The organism is Hydrogenophaga sp. Root209, assembly GCF_001428625.1.
Lineage (GTDB): Bacteria > Pseudomonadota > Gammaproteobacteria > Burkholderiales > Burkholderiaceae_C > Hydrogenophaga.
In genome coordinates this window covers 1-17,335 of sequence record NZ_LMIE01000030.1, presented here as the reverse complement: position 1 = coordinate 17,335, position 17,335 = coordinate 1, and the positions used below count along the sequence as shown (strand labels likewise).

The 17,335-nt window shown below is 65.1% G+C and carries 17 protein-coding genes; 9 read left to right on the top strand and 8 right to left on the bottom strand.

Going from position 1 to position 17,335, the window contains the following annotated elements; genetic code table 11:
• Window positions 1–106 precede the first annotated feature (106 nt).
• Genes ASE11_RS16875 through mltG form a run of 3 tightly spaced genes read right to left on the bottom strand, consistent with a single transcriptional unit; the run spans window position 107 to window position 2,823 of the window.
• Entirely contained in the window at window positions 107–1,150 is a 1,044-nt protein-coding gene (locus ASE11_RS16875; RefSeq protein WP_056274394.1) for a DNA polymerase, read from the bottom strand.
• Entirely contained in the window at window positions 1,147–1,806 is a 660-nt protein-coding gene (gene tmk / locus ASE11_RS16870) for a dTMP kinase (protein ID WP_056274391.1), read from the bottom strand. Before tmk ends, ASE11_RS16875 begins: the two co-directional genes overlap by 4 nt.
• A 27-nt stretch (window positions 1,807–1,833) precedes the next feature.
• Window positions 1,834–2,823, bottom strand: a complete 990-nt coding sequence (mltG, locus tag ASE11_RS16865) for an endolytic transglycosylase MltG (RefSeq protein WP_056274387.1) — start codon at window positions 2,821–2,823, stop codon at window positions 1,834–1,836.
• Window positions 2,824–2,990: 167 nt separating this feature from the next.
• Here mltG and ASE11_RS16860 point away from each other — a divergent pair, with 167 nt between their 5' ends.
• Window positions 2,991–3,926 carry a YgfZ/GcvT domain-containing protein gene (locus ASE11_RS16860; RefSeq protein WP_056274382.1) on the top strand — a complete coding sequence of 312 codons (936 nt, stop codon included), beginning with the start codon at window positions 2,991–2,993 and terminating at the stop codon, window positions 3,924–3,926.
• Window positions 3,927–4,061: 135 nt separating this feature from the next.
• Window positions 4,062–4,889, top strand: coding sequence for an NRDE family protein (locus ASE11_RS16855; protein WP_056274380.1), 828 nt, complete (start codon window positions 4,062–4,064; stop codon window positions 4,887–4,889).
• A 3-nt stretch (window positions 4,890–4,892) separates the two neighbouring features.
• Here ASE11_RS16855 and ASE11_RS16850 read toward each other — a convergent pair whose 3' ends face one another.
• The gene (locus tag ASE11_RS16850; RefSeq protein WP_056274377.1) at window positions 4,893–5,756 is read right to left on the bottom strand and encodes a YbgC/FadM family acyl-CoA thioesterase; all 864 of its coding nucleotides are present in this window, start codon (window positions 5,754–5,756) and stop codon (window positions 4,893–4,895) included.
• 94 nt (window positions 5,757–5,850) lie between these two features.
• On the bottom strand, window positions 5,851–6,831 hold the full coding sequence (locus ASE11_RS16845) for an alpha/beta hydrolase (RefSeq protein WP_056274374.1): 981 nt from the start codon (window positions 6,829–6,831) through the stop codon (window positions 5,851–5,853).
• 142 nt (window positions 6,832–6,973) lie between these two features.
• Between ASE11_RS16845 and ASE11_RS16840 the strand changes: the two genes are divergently transcribed.
• The 6 genes from ASE11_RS16840 (at window position 6,974) to ASE11_RS16815 (ending at window position 13,537) form a co-directional block, all read left to right on the top strand.
• Window positions 6,974–8,110 (top strand): iron-containing alcohol dehydrogenase, encoded by a 1,137-nt coding sequence (locus ASE11_RS16840; RefSeq protein ID WP_056274371.1) that lies wholly within the window; start codon window positions 6,974–6,976, stop codon window positions 8,108–8,110.
• Window positions 8,111–8,328: 218 nt separating this feature from the next.
• Window positions 8,329–8,667 carry a response regulator transcription factor gene (locus ASE11_RS25465; protein ID WP_235501340.1) on the top strand — a complete coding sequence of 113 codons (339 nt, stop codon included), beginning with the start codon at window positions 8,329–8,331 and terminating at the stop codon, window positions 8,665–8,667.
• Between the two features lie 40 nt (window positions 8,668–8,707).
• On the top strand, window positions 8,708–10,186 hold the full coding sequence (locus ASE11_RS16830; protein WP_056274367.1) for a hypothetical protein: 1,479 nt from the start codon (window positions 8,708–8,710) through the stop codon (window positions 10,184–10,186).
• Window positions 10,187–10,248: 62 nt separating this feature from the next.
• A complete protein-coding gene (locus ASE11_RS16825) occupies window positions 10,249–11,718 on the top strand; it encodes a hypothetical protein (protein ID WP_056274364.1) in 1,470 nt (489 codons plus the stop codon).
• 11 nt (window positions 11,719–11,729) lie between these two features.
• A complete protein-coding gene (locus tag ASE11_RS16820) occupies window positions 11,730–12,377 on the top strand; it encodes a glycoside hydrolase family 19 protein (RefSeq protein WP_056274361.1) in 648 nt (215 codons plus the stop codon).
• Window positions 12,378–12,403: 26 nt separating this feature from the next.
• A complete protein-coding gene (locus ASE11_RS16815) occupies window positions 12,404–13,537 on the top strand; it encodes a hypothetical protein (RefSeq protein ID WP_056274358.1) in 1,134 nt (377 codons plus the stop codon).
• Here ASE11_RS16815 and ASE11_RS16810 read toward each other — a convergent pair.
• From ASE11_RS16810 to ASE11_RS16800, 3 genes are all read right to left on the bottom strand, one after another.
• Window positions 13,471–14,181: a Crp/Fnr family transcriptional regulator gene (locus ASE11_RS16810; protein ID WP_056274355.1), complete on the bottom strand. Its 711-nt coding sequence runs from the start codon at window positions 14,179–14,181 to the stop codon at window positions 13,471–13,473. The genes ASE11_RS16815 and ASE11_RS16810 overlap by 67 nt on opposite strands.
• A gap of 70 nt (window positions 14,182–14,251) precedes the next feature.
• The gene (locus ASE11_RS16805) at window positions 14,252–15,421 is read right to left on the bottom strand and encodes an ABC transporter substrate-binding protein (RefSeq protein WP_082585804.1); all 1,170 of its coding nucleotides are present in this window, start codon (window positions 15,419–15,421) and stop codon (window positions 14,252–14,254) included.
• A 155-nt stretch (window positions 15,422–15,576) separates the two neighbouring features.
• The gene (locus ASE11_RS16800; protein WP_056274352.1) at window positions 15,577–16,281 is read right to left on the bottom strand and encodes a Crp/Fnr family transcriptional regulator; all 705 of its coding nucleotides are present in this window, start codon (window positions 16,279–16,281) and stop codon (window positions 15,577–15,579) included.
• Window positions 16,282–16,421: 140 nt separating this feature from the next.
• On the opposite strand from ASE11_RS16800, the gene ASE11_RS16795 reads away from it, so the two are divergent.
• On the top strand, window positions 16,422–17,335 hold a 914-nt coding region (locus tag ASE11_RS16795), incomplete at its 3' end, for an AMP-binding protein (RefSeq protein WP_156406398.1).

The window sequence follows — 17,335 nt, the reverse complement described above, 5'->3', positions numbered from 1 at the left end:
CGCTGGGAGTTTAGCGGCAATCCCGCGCGGGGTGCGTCCTGTTGCAGAGCTGCGAAGCCATGCCCGGCTGGGTATTTTCTGCGCGGTGGTTCTACCGCGCAGCGAGTCAGTGCGGCCTGGCCGCCAGCACCTGGCGCGTGCGTGCAGCCCAGGCTTCTTGCATGAGGCCTGGGTTGTAAGGGTGCTCCACGGAGCGCGCGGCCTGCATCAGTTCGCGCGACCAGGCGGCCAATGCCGTCATGCGCGGGGCGGCGGGCAGTCCCGCCGTGGGGAAAAAGCGGGCCGGTGCGCCCGAGCCATGGGCCATCAGGTCATGACACAGCTTCTGCAACACGGCGAGCTGCTGGGCTGCGGGCCAGTCGGCCAGCACCGTCCAATCGCCTCGTGCCAGCGCCTGAGGCAAACCCGCCCATGCTTTGGCATCCAGCCCGCTGGAGGCCCAGGCCAGCGCATCATCGGGTCGTCCGCCCGCCGCCTGCAGCCATACCGCAGCCTGCTCGGGCGTGGGCGGTGGGGTGGGTGATTTGCCACCCGCTTGCGCGGCGCTCACCTGCCCGATCAACCAGCCGAGCGCCTCTGCCTGCGCCGGCCAGACCATCGCATGGGTCTGACAGCGGCTGCGGATGGTGGGCAACAGCTGGTGCGCCGACTCGGTGGCCAGGATGAAACGCACCTCGCCGACCGGCTCTTCCAGCGTCTTGAGCAAGGTGTTGGCCGACTCCATGTTCATGCGCTCGGCCGGGTAGACCAGGATCACCTTGGTGTTGCCGCGCGAGCGGGTGGTCTGGGTGAATGCCACCGCCTCGCGCGCGGCTTCCACCCGGATCAGCTTGCTGGGCTTGCGCTTCTTGTCGTCGATCTCCTTTTGCGCGCTTTCGTCCAGTGGCCAGCCCATTTCGAGGCTGAGCACCTCGGGCATGAGTGCGCACAGGTCGGCATGGGTGCGCACGTCGATGGCGTGGCAACTGCCGCATTCGCCGCAGGCGCCCTGCGGCGTGGGGTGTTCGCACAGCCAGGCGCGCGCCAACGCCAGTGCCAGGTCGTATTGCCCCAGACCCGATGGGCCGGAGAGCAGCAAGGCGTGGCCGCGTTGGGCCATCAGGCTGACGAGCTGGGTCTGCAACCAGGGCGCAAGACTTGAACCGCTCATGGGTGCTCCTCGGCCAGCAGCCAGCCGCGTTGCTCGAAGGCCTGTCGCACGTGGCGCCACACAGTGTCCTTGGGCTGGTCCGAGGCCACGCGGGCGAATCGCGAGGGGTCCCGTTGCATGCGATCGCCGTAGCCTGCGGCCACACGCTCGAAGAACGCCAAGGGCTGGGATTCGAAGCGGTCGGGCAGGCGCGCGCCGGCCAGACGCTCGGCAGCCACGGCAGGTGGCAGATCGAACCACACCGTCAGGTCGGGCTGGCGCAGGCGGTCGTCCTGGTCAGGCAGCGCCTGCACCCAACGCTCCAGCTGGCGCAGCACGTCCAGGTCGAAGCCGCGACCCGCGCCCTGGTAGGCAAACGTGGCATCGGTGAAGCGGTCACAGAGCACCACGTCGCCGCGGGCCAGCGCGGGCTCGATCACCTGCTGCAGGTGGTCGCGGCGCGCGGCAAACATCAGCAAGGCTTCGCTCAGTGGATCCATCGGGTCGTTCAGCACCAGCTCGCGCAGCTTTTCGGCAAGCGGCGTCCCGCCGGGTTCGCGGGTGAGTGTGACGGCCCGCCCCTGTGCCCGAAAGGCTTCGGCCAAGCCAGCAATGTGGGTGGATTTGCCCGCACCGTCGATGCCCTCAAACGTGATGAAAAGTCCGGCGGTCTGCATGAAAAAGGAATGAAGTTCGAGCGGGGATCAGCGGCGCAGGATGTAGCGCCGCACCGCGGCATTGTGCTCTTCGAGTGTTGCGCTGAACTGGCTAGAGCCGTCACCCCGGGACACGAAATAGATGGCGTTGGTGTCTCCTGGCTGCACGGCGGCCCTCAGCGACGCGGCCCCCGGCATGGCGATCGGCGTGGGGGGCAGCCCGACGCGGGTGTAAGTGTTGTAGGGCGAGTCGGTCAGCAGGTCGTCGCGTCGCAGATTGCCGTCGAATCGCTCACCCAGGCCGTAAATGACGGCGGGGTCGGTTTGCAGGCGCATGCCGATGCGCAACCGGTTGGAAAACACACCACCGATGCGGCGGCGGTCGCTCTCCAGACCGGTTTCCTTTTCGATGATGCTGGCCAGGATGAGCGCCTCTTCCGGGGAGCGCAGCGGCACGGTGCTGTCTCGCTGGGCCCATGCGTCGGTCAGGCGCTTGTCCATGGCCTGGGCGGCCTGGCGCAACACGCTGGAGGCGTTGGCGCGCTTGGTCACGCGGTAGGTGTCGGGGAAAAACCGCCCTTCCGGGTGGCGGCCGGGGTACCCGATGAGGGCCATGATGTCGGCCGAACTCAGGTTGTCGAGATCCTGGGTGAGGTCGGGCGTGGCGCGCACCAGATCGAAGACCTGGCGGTAATTCCAGCCTTCCAGCAGGGTGATGCTGCGAAATGCCTGCTCGCCTCGCACCAGCTTGGAGAGCAGACGGCGCGGCGTGGTGCCCGGCGCAATTTCGTAGCTGCCGGCCTTGATATCGCGCGACTGGCCGGACAACCGGAACCAGCCGTACAACAGGACCCAGGGTGTCTGAACGCCCGAGAAAGAGAGCTTTTCGGCTATGCCGCGTGCCGATTGGCCGGGCTCAATCTCCACGTCCAGGGGCTTTTGCTCGGTCACGCCGGGTGCCAGTCGCAGCGGTTCATCGATCCACCACACGCCGAAGGCGCCTGCGATCAGCAGGGCCACCAGTGGCAGCACGAACATGAGTTTGAGTAGGCGTAACAAGGGTGTGAGCTCAGCAGGGTGATGGGGCTGGCGCGAAGCGCCTGAAGCGGGCACACGATGATAATCGGGCACTTCCACAGCGCGGCGTGCCTCTCGCGCCGCTCCCGCCACCCCGGGCGCCCCACTTGAACACCACCAGCACCGCCATGACTCCACCCTTGCCACTCGAGGCCACTCAAGCTCTACACGGTGTCGTCCGGCTGACCCGGCTGGGGGTGATCCAGGTGGACGGGGAGGACGCCGCGAAGTTTCTTCATGGCCAGCTCACGCACGATTTCGCGCTGCTGGGCCTGTCCGAGGCGCGCCTGGCGGCTTTCTGCTCGGCCAAGGGCCGCATGCAGGCCAGCTTCGTGGGCTTCAAGCGCAGCCACGACCAGATCCTGCTGATCTGCAGCCGGGACCTGCTGCCCTCCACACTCAAGCGGCTGTCGATGTTTGTGTTGCGCGCCAAAGCCAGACTGAGCGATGCCAGCGATGCCTTCGCCATCTGGGGCCTGGCCGGCAGCGCCGTGCCCGCCGCCCTGCCCGATGCGCCGTGGACGCAATGGCGCGACAACGACGCCAGCGTGGTGCGCCTGTACCCCTCCGACGGGACCGCGCGAGCCTTGTGGGTGGTTCCCGCCACCGCCTCGGCGCCCACCGGTGAAGCGTTGAGCGAAGACCTGTGGAACTGGCTGGATGTGAAGAGCGCGGTGGCCACGCTCAGCCAGCCGGTATTTGAGGCTTTCGTGCCGCAGATGCTCAACTACGAGTCGGTCGGCGGCGTGAACTTCAAGAAGGGTTGTTACCCCGGCCAGGAGGTGGTGGCGCGCAGCCAGTTTCGTGGCACGCTCAAGCGCCGGGCTTACCTGGTGCACAGCCCGGAACCCCTGGCCGCCGGGCAGGAGGTATTCCACAGCAGCGACGCCGAGCAACCCTGCGGCACGGTGGTCCAGGCGGCGCCCCACCCGGGTGGTGGCTTCGATGCCATTGTGTCGATGCAGACCAGCGCGGCCGCCGATGGCAGCCTGCATGCCGCCAGCGCCAGCGGGCCGGCACTGAGCTTGCTGCCCCTGCCCTACCCGCTGCTCGACGACATCTGATCTTCGGCAATTGCACGCCATGCATCGCCTGCCAACCCCCAGACCAGAGACACCACGGAACCGGCTTGGCCGGGCCGCAGGCGTTGCCCTCCTTCAGGGGGGTCGCGCGAAGCGCGGCGGGGGGGGCCTTTCAATATGTGCCTGATCGCCTTTGCGCTGAACGCCGATCCGGCCTGCCCGCTGCTGATCGCCGCCAACCGCGACGAATTCCTGGATCGGCCCACAGCGCCGCTGCACCGCTGGCAGTTGGACGACGGCACCGAGGTGGTGGGGGGGCGCGACCTGCGCGACGGTGGCACCTGGCTGGGTCTGAGCACCCATGGGCGCCTGGCCATGCTGACCAATGTGCGACAACCGCTGACGTTGGCAGCGCGGCGCAGCCGCGGCGAGCTCGTCACGCGCTGGCTGCAGAGCGATGGTGACGTGAAGCGGTTTGCGGCCGGCATCGCGTCGGCTGACTACGGCGGGTTCAATCTGGTGGTGGGCGACTTCCATGCCCGCGCCTGGCACTGGCTGAGCAACCGCGACCCCGATGCGCCGCACGCCAGCGAGGCGAACGTGCTGCACCAGCGTGCACTGCATGCCGGCATCTACGGCCTGTCCAACGCAAGCCTGGACACCCCGTGGCCCAAGACCCAGCAACTGAAAGCCGCGATCGGCGAATCACTGACCCGGGCATCCGACTGGTTGTCACCTTTGTCCCGGGCCCTGACCCACGACCAGCCGGTGCTGGACCCGGAACTGCCGCGCACTGGTGTGCCCGACCACTTGGAGCGGGCGCTCTCCAGCCCGTTTGTGCGCATGGCCGATCGCGCCTATGGCACGCGCACCAGCCAGGTGGTCAGTGCGCGAGCCCATGGGAAAGGCTTCGCCGTGACCGTCCACGAATGGACCCACGACCCCACCCAGACCGTGACCAGTCTGGTGCCTGAGCGTTCGCGCCGTGAAACGCTGGTGTGGTGAGTCTCAGAGCCGCTTGAACATGGTCACGTGCGGGATGCCGGCCTCTTCAAACGGCTCGCCCAGCACCTTGTAGCCCAGCCGGGCATAGAAGCCCTCGGCGCTGCGCTGCGCGTGCAGCACCACCTCGGCGTCGCCACGCTCGCGGGCCGCTTCCATCAAGGCCTGCAACACGTCGCGCCCCAGGCGCCCGCCACGCAGCGTTCGATCGACCGCCATGCGCCCGATCTTGGAGGTGCCCGGCTCGTGGGCCAGCAGGCGGCCGGTGGCCAGCGGGCGGCCGAGCCGGTTGTAGGCCACCGCGTGCACGGCGGTGGCGTCGGCCTCGTCCCACTCCAGCTCTTTCGGAATGCGCTGCTCCTCCACGAACACCGCGGTGCGCAGGCGCTGGGCGTGCGGGCCGAGTTCGCTCCAGGGGCCCACGCGCACTTCGGTCACGGCCTCGCCCGACTCGTATCCCGTCAGGATGTCGCGCAGCACCGCGGGCACCGGTCGTGAGGTCTGCGTGGCCGGGTCGGCAAAGACGTAGATGATTTCGCCGGTGATGAGGTGTTCGTCACCACGAAAGATGGCGCCCGTGAAGGTGAGCGACGAGTTGCCGATGCGGCTGCATTTCATGGCCACCTCAAGCTGGTCGTCCACCCGGGCCGATGCGTGGAACTCCACCGTGGCCTTGACCACGTACAGGTCGCCGTCGAGCTGCTCCATGCTTTCCTGGTAGGGCAGACCCAGCGCGCGCCAGTAGTCGGTGATGGCGGTGTCGAAATACATCAGGTAGTGCGCATTGAAGACGATCTTCTGCATGTCCACCTCGGCCCAGCGCACGCGCAGGCGGTGGAAGAAGCGGAAGTCGGAGCGTTGCAAGGTCATGTCAGTGCCGCCCGGCCGTCCGAAGGCAAATGACGCGCCCCCTTGGGGGGCAGCGATACGTGAAACGATGAGCGTGGGGGTAGTGTCATGTGGGTCATCCGTTGAAGGCTTGGCGCAGCGCGCGCGCTGCGTCGTTGTGGGCGGTCAGTGCCTGGGGAATGGCACGGCCGAAGTTGATGAAGCCGTGCACCACGCCGGCGTAGATCTCGATGTCCACCGCAACGCCCGCATGTCGCAACCGGTCGGCGTACATCACGCCCTCGTCGGTGAGTGGATCGCATTCGGCCAGGCCGATCCAGGCTGGCGCGACATCGTCAAGCTCGCGCACATGGCCGTGCTCGTCCACGCCATCGAGTGGGGCAAAGCGCCAGTCGTCGCGGTCAGCCGCGCTGCGCAGGTAGTGGCCAAAGAAGTAGCTGATGTGCCGCTCCTCCAGCAGAAAGCCTTCGGCAAAGGTCTTGTGCGAGGCGGTGTCCTGGTGACCCACGCAGCCGGGGTAGATGAGCAACTGAAGCGCCAGCGGCACATTGGCATCGCGCGCCGCAATCGCCGTCACGGCGGCCAGCGTGCCCCCGGCACTGTCGCCGCCCACCGCGATGCGGTTTGCATCCAGACCCAGCGCGTTGCACTGCTCGCGCAGGCCCGTCAGGCTGTCCCAGGCGTCATGCACGGCGGTCGGAAACTTCCACTCGGGCGCGAGCCGGTAGTCCACCGACACCACGGCGCAGTGCGCCAGGTGGGCGAGGTGGCGGCACAGCGCCGCGTGCGTGGCCACGCTGCCCACAGAGAAGCCGCCGCCGTGGAAGTACAGCAGCACCGGCAGGGCGGCCTCGGAATCCGGCGCGAACAGCTGCGCGCGCAACTCCACGCCATCGCGGGCGGCGAAGCGCAGCTCTTCCACCCTGGGCAGTTTGTGCGCGGGGATCTCCAGCACGCCAGCGCCTGCTTCGTAGGCCAGCTTGGCCTGCGCCGGCGTGAGCGCGTGCAGTGGCAGGTGCCCCGCTCGTGCGATGCGCTCCAGCACATGGCGCATGGCCGGCGTCAGGAGCGAGCGGGGGTCTGGATGGTGGGACATGGGTCAACATTGTGGCGGGCACACAAAGGCGTGGTCACAGGCCCTGTCTTTTGGGTGACGGACCGCGGGTTGGCGGCATAGGCGGATCGAGGCGCGAGCCCTATAGTTTTCGCATCAACAAACACCTACACCGGAGACCGCCTTGGCCCAGATCCTCTACATCACCAACATCCTGATTGACTTCGGCGTGCTCTCGCAATTGCAGGCCGAGTGCGACCGCGTGGGCATCCGCCGCCCGCTCATCGTGACCGACGCCGGCGTGAAAGCCGCGGGTCTGCTCGACAAGGCCACCGCCGCCCTGCCCGGTCTGCGTCCGGCGGTGTTCGACCAGACCCCGTCCAACCCGACCGAGGCCGCCGTGCGAGCCGCCGTGGCGGTGTACCAGGCGCAAGGCTGCGACGGGCTCATTGCCCTGGGCGGCGGCAGCGCCATCGACTGTGCCAAAGGCGTGGCCATCGCCTGCACCCACCCGGGTCCGCTCAAGACCTACGCCACCATCGAAGGGGGCTCGCTGAAGATCACCGACCGCGTGCCACCGCTCATTGCCGTGCCCACCACGGCGGGCACCGGCAGCGAGGTGGCGCGTGGCGCCATCGTGATCGTGGACGACGGCCGCAAACTCGGCTTTCACAGCTGGCACCTGGTGCCCAAGACCGCCCTGCTCGACCCCGAACTCACCCTGGGGCTGCCGCCCATGCTGACCGCCGCCACCGGCATGGACGCCATTGCCCATTGCATGGAAACCTTCATGGCGCCGCCCTTCAACCCGCCGGCCGACGGCATCGGCCTTGATGGCCTGACGCGGGGCTGGGCCAACATCGAGCGCGCCACGAAAGACGGGCAGGACCGTGAAGCGCGACTGAACATGATGAGCGCCAGCATGCAGGGCGCAATGGCCTTCCAGAAGGGACTGGGCTGCGTGCATTCGCTCAGCCACAGCCTGGGTGGCGTCAATCCGCGGCTGCACCACGGCACGCTCAACGCCGTCTTTCTGCCGGCCGTGATCCGCTTCAATGCCGAAGCCGAATCGATGAAGAAGGACAACCGCCTGCAACGCATGGCCCACGCCATGGGGTTGGCCAGCGGCGGTGATGTGGCCGAGGCCATCACCGACATGAATGCCCGCCTGGGCCTGCCCGCGGGCCTGGCCACCATGGGGGTCACACCCGACCTGTTCGACAAGGTCATCGAAGGCGCAATGGCCGACCACTGCCACAAGACCAATCCTCGCCTGGCCACGGCCGAGGACTACCGGGCCATGCTGCAAGCCGCCATGTAACCCCGGCGCTGCCTTCGAAATTCAGGGCGCGACATCCTGCTGTCGCGCCCTTTTTGCGTGCGTTGCACAGGCTTTGCGCTGGCCGCCGCAAGCTCCGTGAAACCCCTTTCCGGGGCGTTTGCCGAGTCATCGATTCATGAGCGTTTCATAACCTGTTCGTCAATCCTCCAACGGGTGATTGCCGCAGACTGCCCTCACTGAATTCGATGCCTCCACGGATGACGACAGCCCTGCGCCGAGCAGGGCTCCGGTTGGGTGCATCTGATTTGAGCTCAGACAACCACCAACCAGGGTCGACCATGACATTCGCAACTCTCTTGACTTCTTCCGATACCGCCTTGACTGCCCGGGAAACCGAAATCCTCGATTTCATCGCACGCGGTTTGACCTCGAAACAGATCGCACGGGAACTGAACATCAGTCCCTACACCGTGAACACGCACCGCGACAACCTGCGCCGCAAGCTGGGTGCGCACAACGGCGCGCAGTTGGCATCCTGCCGAGCCAACCTCTCGTTCAACCAGTCCGGCGAGGCCGCGATGGCCCGCAAATTCTGAACACGTTGCCAGTCCCTTCCCAACTTTTCAGGAACCCTTCATGTCGACCACCATTCCCTACTCGCCCTCGCTCGTGCTGGGCAGCATCATCGAACCCGCTGCCATCGACACGTTGCTGGCGGTGTCGGCGGCGCAGACGCCCATCGACGCCGCGCAGGAAACCCTGAACTCCTTCATTGCCATGAAACGCAGCCTGGAAATGACGGTTCAGGAGCTCATCAACATGAAGATCGATCCCAAGGATCTGGTGAAGAAGGTACAGGAAGTGGGTACCGATGTGGACAAGGCCGCCACCGCCTACGCCACCACCCGCGTGGAGCAGGAACTCAAGCTGCAGCCGCTGCGCGCGAAGATGCAGATGGTCAATGCCAGCGTGGAGAGTCCGATCGACTACAACCGCACGCAGATCAAGACCCTGCCGCTGGCGGCCGACTCGCTGAAGATGGACGCGCAGTTCTTCACCTTCGACGACAACCAGGAAAACGACAGCAACACTCTGGGCAACATCAAGTCCTATGTCAGCGCGGCCACCTCCTTCCTGGGTATCGACGCGTCCTTCGACATGGCCAAGACCGCCGTGGACCAGGTGGACAAGCAGCGCCAGCTGCACAAGATTTCGGGCACCCTGGTGCTCACCGCCAGCTGCACCCACAAGGAAGCCCAGGTGCTCGCCCCGCTGTGCCTCGATGTGGACAAGGCCATCCGCGTGTGGAACCAGCTGTTCCCGGGCGAGAAGCTGCGCACCGACGAAGACGGCATGCGCGAGGTCGTCGAGCACGAGGGCTCCCCGCAAGAGAAGGCCTTCAACATCATTTCGGGCGCCACGCTGGGTTCGAGTTTTGTGGGCATGGTGCACGTGCTCAATGTCGACAAGACCTCCAGCAGCCAGGACGACGATTCGACCGAGCGCGACGCCAAGGCGACGCTGGCGCTGGGTGCCGCAGTGGCCTCCATCAAGGGGGGCTTCGGCGTCAACAAAAGTTTCGCCAGTGACGTCAAGAAGCTGCTCAGCACCCAGAACATCAACTCCCACGTCACGCTCATCACCGCGGGCTTCATCCCCACCATCAAAGCGAACGATGTCGCCATCGGCGTCAAGCAGTTCGCCAGTTTCGACCCTTCGGACATGATGACCAGCCTGGCCAAGCTCTCCGATTTCACCTCGGCCGATCGCAACTCGGCCCAGCAGGCTGCCACCGCGGCGCGCACCAAGGGAGAGTTCGTGGCCCTGAAGACCGCCAACATCGAAAGTGTGATGCAGAGCCTGTCCAAGCTCGACGATGACAAGAACAGCATGCTCGACATCTCGTCGATGGTGGTGGCGTTCGAGGACTACGTGAACACCGCCACGGCCGTCACGCTCGAGACCCCGATCGGTGTGCCGATCAACTACTACCTCAAGCCGATCACGCGCACCCAGCTCGCGCAGATGTGGGTCTCGAAGTACTACCCCAACAAGTACGTGGACATCCAGGGCGACGACGCTCCGCGTCCCAAGAAGGAAGCGCCCGCCAGCTGAGCGCACCGATGCGCTGACCCCCCCGCCCTGTCTGCAATCCCCCTTTCCCCCGGAGCCTTTCCATGCCCTCCTCCATTCCTTATTCACCCTCCCTCGTGCTGGGCAGTGTCGTGCATCCCACGGCCATAGCCACCCTGCTGGAGATGTCGGCCCTGCAGACGCCTGTCGATGCGGCGCAGGACACGCTCAATTCGTTCATCTCGCTCAAGCGCGGCCTGGAGATGACCGCCAGCGAGCTGGTGAACATGAACATCGATCCCAAGGACCTGCTGGCCAAGATGCCCGACGTGGACACCCAGTTGGAAAAAGCCGCCGTGACTTACGCCACCACGCGCGTTCAGCAGGAGCTGCAGATGCAGCCGCTGCGGGCCAAGGTGCAACTGGTCAACGCCGGTGTGGAAAGCCCGATTGACTACCAGCGCACCGTGATCAAGCCCATGCCGCTGGCGGCCGACACACTGAAGATGGACGCGCAGTACTTCTCCTTTGACCAGAACGAGCAGAAGGCCCAGAACACCATCTCCAACATCCAGAAGTTCATCACCCTGGCCGGCAGCTACGGCGATGCCGAGGGCGGTTTCGAGATGGCCAAGACAGCGGTCAAGCAGATCAACCACCAGCGCCAGATGCACAAGGTCGCCGGCACGCTGGTGCTCACCGCCAACTGCACGCACCGCCAGGCCTCGGTGCTGGCGCCGCTGGTGCTCGACGTGGACAAGGCGGTGCGGGTGTGGAACCAATTGTTCGCCGATGCCAAGGACAAGCTGCGGCCCGATGCCAACAGCATGGCCAAGATCGCCACCCAGGTCGGCTCTCCCGGCGACAAGTCGTTCAACATCATCTCGGGCGCCACCTATGGCTCCAGTTTTGTGGGCATGGTGCACATCCTGCGCAAGGAAACCACAGCCACGAGCCAGGAAATGGAGTCCGACGTGGTCGATTTCCAGGTCCGGGCCGCCAAGAAGGACTGGATCAGTTCGGCCAGTGGTTCGCTGGGCGTGGAAGACACCGATGCCGATGACGAAAAGTCGCTGTCCAGCCGCCAGGAGATCACCTCGCACGTGACCGTGATCACCTCCGGCGTGATCCTGGGCATTGCCAGTGCCGACATACAGATGGCCGTGAAGACGTTTTCCGTGGAAGAGGGCAAAAGCACCATGGACGCCCTGGCGGCTCTGGCCAACAAAGCCAACACCGAGATCCAGTCCACGCAGGCCCTGGCTGCCACCGCCCGTTCGGGCCAGGCGTTCACCGACCTGCAGGCCAACACGGTGCAGAGTGTGTTGACCAAGCTCGGCGAAATGCAAGGCATGAAGGTCAAGGTGCTCGATGTGAACTCCCTGATGACGGCCTTCGACAACTACGTGGCGGCCGCGCGCAAGGGTGGCATCGGTGTGCCGATCAACTACTACCTCAAGCCGATCACGCGCACGCAGCTCGCGCAGATGTGGATGAACAAGTACTACCCCGACAGGCTGCTCGCCATCCAGGGCGACGACACTGCCGCGGCCGATGCTGCTGCAGGCCAGTAAGGAGGCAAGCGATGACCGCAGACGATCTGGCCACCCTCACCGGGCGGCCCAGCAATGAAGTGGCACCCTGGCTTGGGCCCATCGAAGCCGCCATGACCGAGTTCCAGATCAACACGCCAGCCCGCGAGGCGGCCTTTCTGGCGCAGACCGTCCACGAGTCGGACGGCCTGCGCGCGGTGGCGGAGAACCTCAGCTACAGCGCCGGACGGCTGCCCGTGGTGTGGCCTCGGCATTTTTACCTGGCCCCGGACGAACCCGATGGCCGCCTGGATGCCAGCCTGTTTGAACACCACCCCGAGGCGCTGGCCAATGTGGTCTATGCCAACCGCATGGGCAATGGGCCCGAGAGCAGTGGGGACGGTTGGCGCTACCGGGGGCGAGGCCTCATCCAGCTGACCGGGCGAACCCTCTACACCGAAGCAGGGGCGGCCCTGCAGCTCGATCTGGTCAACGATCCAGACGCCCTGCTGCAGCCGGTCGCCGCCGCTCGCGTGGCCGGGTGGTACTGGCAGCGCATCAACGGCAACGCGCTGGCCGACCCCGCCACGGCGCAGTCCTTCGAGCAACTGACCGTGGCCATCAACGGTGCGGTGCTGGGCCAGGCCCACCGCGAGCAGTTGTGGAAACAAGCACAGACGCTGCTCAGCGCCGAGGCCTGAACACCACGCCGGAACGAGGTCATCCCATGAACCGTTTTCTCGTCCATTTGTCGGCCTGGCTGTGGGTGTGTCTGGCACCGTCGGTCTGGGCCCAGTCGACTGCCGTCGCGACAGCGCCGCCAGCGCCCGTTGTGAGCGCACTTATTGGTGAACTGGAGATCGACCGGATCATCGAGGTCCAGGTCGATCACCTGGCGGACTGGAACCTCGCCATCGGTGGGCCGGCCTCGACACGCGCGGGTCCGGCGTCGGTGCACCCGGCATGGCAGCTGGTGCCCTACCTCGACGGGCGCGCCCTCAGCGGCGTGACGCCACTGGCGGTGGATCTGGGCCAGAGCCGCTTGCAGTTCCATCTGCGCATCACCCAGCAGAACCGGGACACATGGACGCACCTGCTCAGTCCGCTGACGTTCCAGCGGGCGGTGCGATTCAGCGTGGGGCTTGAACAAGTGGATCCGTTTGCCACCGACCTCACCCTGACCAGCCGGCGCGCGCTCTTGACGGTGATCAACTGGCGCTGGTTGCTGGCAGCCGTTCTGATCGTGGCGGTGTTCAGCATGGCGTTCTGCGCACTGGCGATGCACACCACCTTGTTGATGGAGCGCTGCAAGCTGCTGGACGAAACGTTGTCGCACCGGTTCAGCCTGGCCAAGGTGCAGCTCGCGCTGTGGTTCTTCGTGATCTTTGGCGCCTTCCTCGTGATCTGGCTGGCCACGGGCAACTTCGACACCTTGAACAGCTCCATCCTGTCGACGCTGAGCATCAGCGCCGGCACTGCGCTGGGCGACACGTTCGTGAAAGCCGCGGGTCCCAGCACAGCGACATCGGCCCCGCAGGCCACACAGACAGACATCTTCCTGGCACCGCGTTGGACGGCGCGGCGCTTCATGCGCGAACTCGTCTCCGATGACGAAGGTTGTTCGATCGCCCGCTTTCAAATGCTGGCGTGGACCGTTGCGCTGGTGATCGTGTTTCTGGCCGATGTCTTCGACGACCTGCAAATGCCGGTCTTCGGCCCTGAACTGCTGTACCTGCTGGGTTTGAGCACGGGCACCTACGTTGCGCACCGGTTGCCGGAAATGCAGCGCGATCGTCAGCGAAGTGGCGCAGCTGCCACAGCGCTCAGCAAGCCGGTGTCCAGTACCCGCACACCACCGTAGCCCAACTCGACCACGCCCTTCACCGCCAGTTGCTGCAGCGCCTCGTTGATGCGCTGGCGGGGGATGCCGATGAGGTAAGCCAGCTCCTGTTGCGTGATCTGAAAGAATGCGTCCACCGTGGGGTAGAGCACCGGGTTGAACAAGGCCAACAGGCTGCGCGCCACCCGGATCTCGGGGTTTCGCATGCGGTCGGTGACCCGCGCCGCCATGAACTGGCCCAGCCGTTCGTTGATCTGGGCCATGAGGAACCGGTTGAACTCCAGCGACACGTCCAGCAAGTGGTGAAAGTCCGCCACCGGCAGACTGCCGACCGTGCTGGCCCGCAGCGCCGAGACGTTGTACCGGTAAGGCTCCAGCTTGATCAACGTGCCTTCGCCAAACCATCCGCTGGTGGGCAATCCTGCGTAGGTGATGGGCAGTCCATCGCGGCTGTCGTTGCTGAGCTTGAGCAAGCCATGCAAAGTTCCGTACCAGTGCGTGGGCTGGTCCCCGAACACGCAAAGGACATCATGAGGCGCCAGGTCGTGCACCTGCACCCTGGCAGCAGCCCATGCCCGGTCTTCAGGGGCAAGCCGTTGCAGCCAGTGAATCTGCGCCAGATCTTCGGGAGTGGCCGAGCGGCGTCTACGAGGGTGGCCGGTCATGGAGATGGTTTTTGACTGAGAGATGTGGCAGCGCCGAGACGTCTACAAACCCGATTTTCAAGCCAGATCATCAACGAATGAAACGCCCGCCCTGCCCGACCATTGTCAGCTCGATAAAGCGCGAGGCATGGATGCCCGGAGCCGTGAAGCGCAGGTCGAAACCACCGAGGTCCTGGCGGCCCAGCTTCCAGGTGCTGTTGATGAAGGCTTCACGGGTGGCGTCCTTGCCGGCGCGCTGCATGGCCAGGACAAAGGCTTTGGCGTTGATGAAGCCCTCCAGCGCCAGATGAGAAGGCTCCTGGGCGACACCCAGCGCTTTCCAGGCCAGTTGAAACTCCCGCACGACAGGTGTGTTGCTGTTGCCGGGCATGGGAACCACCTGCGAAAGCGCAATCCCCACGCCGTCCGGGCCCAGATCCCTGAGCGTTTGAGCGGTGCCGAGAATGGACAGGCTGTAGAGCGCGACGGCCTTGCGCTGCCGACGAAAGGCGCGAATGAAGTCGACGGCGGGCTTGCCGGCAATGCCCACCAGAAGCGCCTCGGGCGGGTGCGCGGCGATACTCGCAGCCGCCTCGGCCACGTTGGAGCTGTCGGTCTCGACTGTGACCGTGCGGGGGGCGGTCATCTTGCGCCGCTCCATGGCCAGCCGCACGCCCTCGTAGATCTCCTTGCCAAAGGAGTTGTTCTGGTAAGCCACGGAGATGCGGCGCGTACCGATGGTGTCGAGGTGCTGCACCAACTGCTCACCTTCGTCGGGGTAGCTCGGGCGAATGTAGAAGACATTGCGCATGTCCTTGGGACGCACGGACAAGGCCCCGGTGAAAGGGGCAAACAGTGGAATGCCCGAATCCTTCACCTTGGGAAGAATGGCCGCTGTCATGGGGGTTCCCATGCAGTTGAACAAGGCAAACATCTGGGGATCGTTGATCAGTTCCACGGCGTTGGCGAGAGCGCGGGTCGCATCGTAGCCATCGTCCTTGACGATGAGTTCGATGGGAATGCCTTGGATGCCTCCACGCGCATTCACGCCGGTGAAACAGGCTTTCGCACCGTTGTGCATGGCCAGGCCCAGGTCTCCCAGTGGCCCGCTCAGGGCCGTTGTCTGGCCGATCCGGATCGTCGTTCGGGATGGGGTCGCGGCACGCGCCGTGAGAACAAAGGGCGACGCCAGCAAGCCGGCGACGCAAGTGCGCCGTGACAGATGGGCGGTGTGGTTGGGCAGGGTTGAGATCGGGGGCATGGCAGTCTCCACACGGTTGGAAAACTGCAAGGTAGGTGAGTTCACCAGTGCTGTTTGTCCGCGGCGAACCTTTTTGAGGGTCTTCCCTAGGAGGTACCTCGCGCGCTGTACCCGCAGCCGCGGGCGTTTCGCCAGCCGTCGCCAGAATGGCCCGCTTACCTCGCCTCGGCGCAGTCTTTCAGTTTCTGCGAATCCAGAAACCGCAGGGTGCGGTACTCGACCCGCACCACACCCTTGCCCTCCAGCAGGGCAAGCGCCTTGTTGACCCGCTGCCGGGACATGCCGATCAGGTTGGAGAGATCTTGCTGGGTGATCATCAGCACGTTGCCCGCCGCGGGAAACAACACCGGGTTGCGCAGCCACAACAGGCTGCAGGCCAGCCGTTGTTCGTCGTCCGCGATGCGATCGATCTCGCGAGCAGCAATGAACTGTGCAAGGCGCTCGTTGAGCTGGTTCAAGGTGAACCGGCTCAGGCCGATCGAGCGTTGCGTGAGTGCATGGAAGTCTGCCGCGGCCAGGCAAGCCACCACACTCTTGCGAAGCGCCTGCACGCTGAACATGAACGGATGTCCCTTGATCAGGGTGCCCTCGCCAAACCAGCCACCCGCAGGAATGCCGCTGTAGGTGAGGTGCTCGTCCAGATCGAGCGGGTGGTCAACGCGCAGCATGCCCTCGATCACGCCATACCAATGTGAAGGGGGCGCGCCCACACGCAGCACGAACTCGTCCGCCACGCAATCACGTATCCGCATCCGTGGCGCCACCCAGGCGCGGTCTTCCGCGGAAAGCAACCCAAGCCAGGGAATGCGATCGAGTTCTCGCCCCGTGGCCAAGCGGTCGTTCTCTGGAGATTCACTCATGACGCGGATGGTACTTCGCGGTCGTTGCCGCGATGGACCCCTAGTGACTTCCCTAGGAATGGTGCGGCAAGGACAAACGGTGAATGGCAGCGTCCATAGCATCAGCCCTCATCGAAACGACGCTTCCAAGGAACCTCTCGATGGGAAAGACTTTCCCCCTTCTGTTGCTGCAGCACGCGATTGAAAACGGAAACGCGCCAGCGCTGCGCGAGAAGGAATACGGCATCTGGCAAACGCTCTCATGGAGCGCACTCGCCCGACAGGTGGAGGAGATCGCCTGTGGGCTGCACCTTGCCGGTCTTCAGCGTGGCGAGCACATCGTGATGATCAGCGGCAATCGGCGATTCCTGTACGCCTCCCTGCTGGCCGCGCAGTCATTGGGTGCGATCCCGGTTCCGCTCTACCAGGATGCGATCGCCGCCGAATGCGTCTTCCCGATCAACAACACCGAGGTGCGCTTCTGCGTGGTGGAAGACCAGGAGCAAGTTGACAAGATGCTGGAGATCCGTGAGCAGTGCCCTCAGCTCTCTCACATCTACTACGACGACCCGCGCGGCCTGCGCAACTACCCGGCATCCGGCCTGTCATCTCTCGCAGCCCTCACCGACAGTGGCCGTGCCTTCGCCAGCAAGCACCCAGACTTCTTCAGGACCGAGATCAGCAAGGCGTTTCCCGACGACGTGGCCGCCATGTTCTTCACATCGGGCACCACCGGCAACCCCAAGGGCGTGGTGCACACCCACCACAGCTTGCTCAACCGCGCCCGTGCTGGAGCCGACTTTGACCGGTTGACGAACAAGGAGGAGGTGTTGGCCTATCTCCCTCCGGCGTGGATCGGTCAGAACACGTTCTCGTACGCCCAATGGTTGACCTGCGGCTACGTGGTGAACTGCCCCGAATCCGGTGCCACGGTGACGATCGACCTGAAGGAAGTGGGCCCGACCTACTACTTCGCGCCGCCACGCGTGTTCGAAGGGCTCTTGACGAGCGTGATGATCCGAATGGAAGACGCCGGGGCCTTCAAGCGCGGCATGTTCCATTACTTCATGGACGT

Coding starts and splice junctions, on each gene's coding strand:
- ASE11_RS16875 (WP_056274394.1), bottom strand. CDS start 1,150: ATGAGCGGTTCAAGTCTTGCGCCCTGGTTGCAGACCCAGCTCGTCAGC.
- tmk (WP_056274391.1), bottom strand. CDS start 1,806: ATGCAGACCGCCGGACTTTTCATCACGTTTGAGGGCATCGACGGTGCG.
- mltG (WP_056274387.1), bottom strand. CDS start 2,823: ATGTTCGTGCTGCCACTGGTGGCCCTGCTGATCGCAGGCGCCTTCGGC.
- ASE11_RS16860 (WP_056274382.1), top strand. CDS start 2,991: ATGACTCCACCCTTGCCACTCGAGGCCACTCAAGCTCTACACGGTGTC.
- ASE11_RS16855 (WP_056274380.1), top strand. CDS start 4,062: ATGTGCCTGATCGCCTTTGCGCTGAACGCCGATCCGGCCTGCCCGCTG.
- ASE11_RS16850 (WP_056274377.1), bottom strand. CDS start 5,756: ATGACCTTGCAACGCTCCGACTTCCGCTTCTTCCACCGCCTGCGCGTG.
- ASE11_RS16845 (WP_056274374.1), bottom strand. CDS start 6,831: ATGTCCCACCATCCAGACCCCCGCTCGCTCCTGACGCCGGCCATGCGC.
- ASE11_RS25465 (WP_235501340.1), top strand. CDS start 8,329: ATGACGACAGCCCTGCGCCGAGCAGGGCTCCGGTTGGGTGCATCTGAT.
- ASE11_RS16830 (WP_056274367.1), top strand. CDS start 8,708: ATGTCGACCACCATTCCCTACTCGCCCTCGCTCGTGCTGGGCAGCATC.
- ASE11_RS16825 (WP_056274364.1), top strand. CDS start 10,249: ATGCCCTCCTCCATTCCTTATTCACCCTCCCTCGTGCTGGGCAGTGTC.
- ASE11_RS16820 (WP_056274361.1), top strand. CDS start 11,730: ATGACCGCAGACGATCTGGCCACCCTCACCGGGCGGCCCAGCAATGAA.
- ASE11_RS16815 (WP_056274358.1), top strand. CDS start 12,404: ATGAACCGTTTTCTCGTCCATTTGTCGGCCTGGCTGTGGGTGTGTCTG.
- ASE11_RS16810 (WP_056274355.1), bottom strand. CDS start 14,181: ATGACCGGCCACCCTCGTAGACGCCGCTCGGCCACTCCCGAAGATCTG.
- ASE11_RS16805 (WP_082585804.1), bottom strand. CDS start 15,421: ATGCCCCCGATCTCAACCCTGCCCAACCACACCGCCCATCTGTCACGG.
- ASE11_RS16800 (WP_056274352.1), bottom strand. CDS start 16,281: ATGAGTGAATCTCCAGAGAACGACCGCTTGGCCACGGGGCGAGAACTC.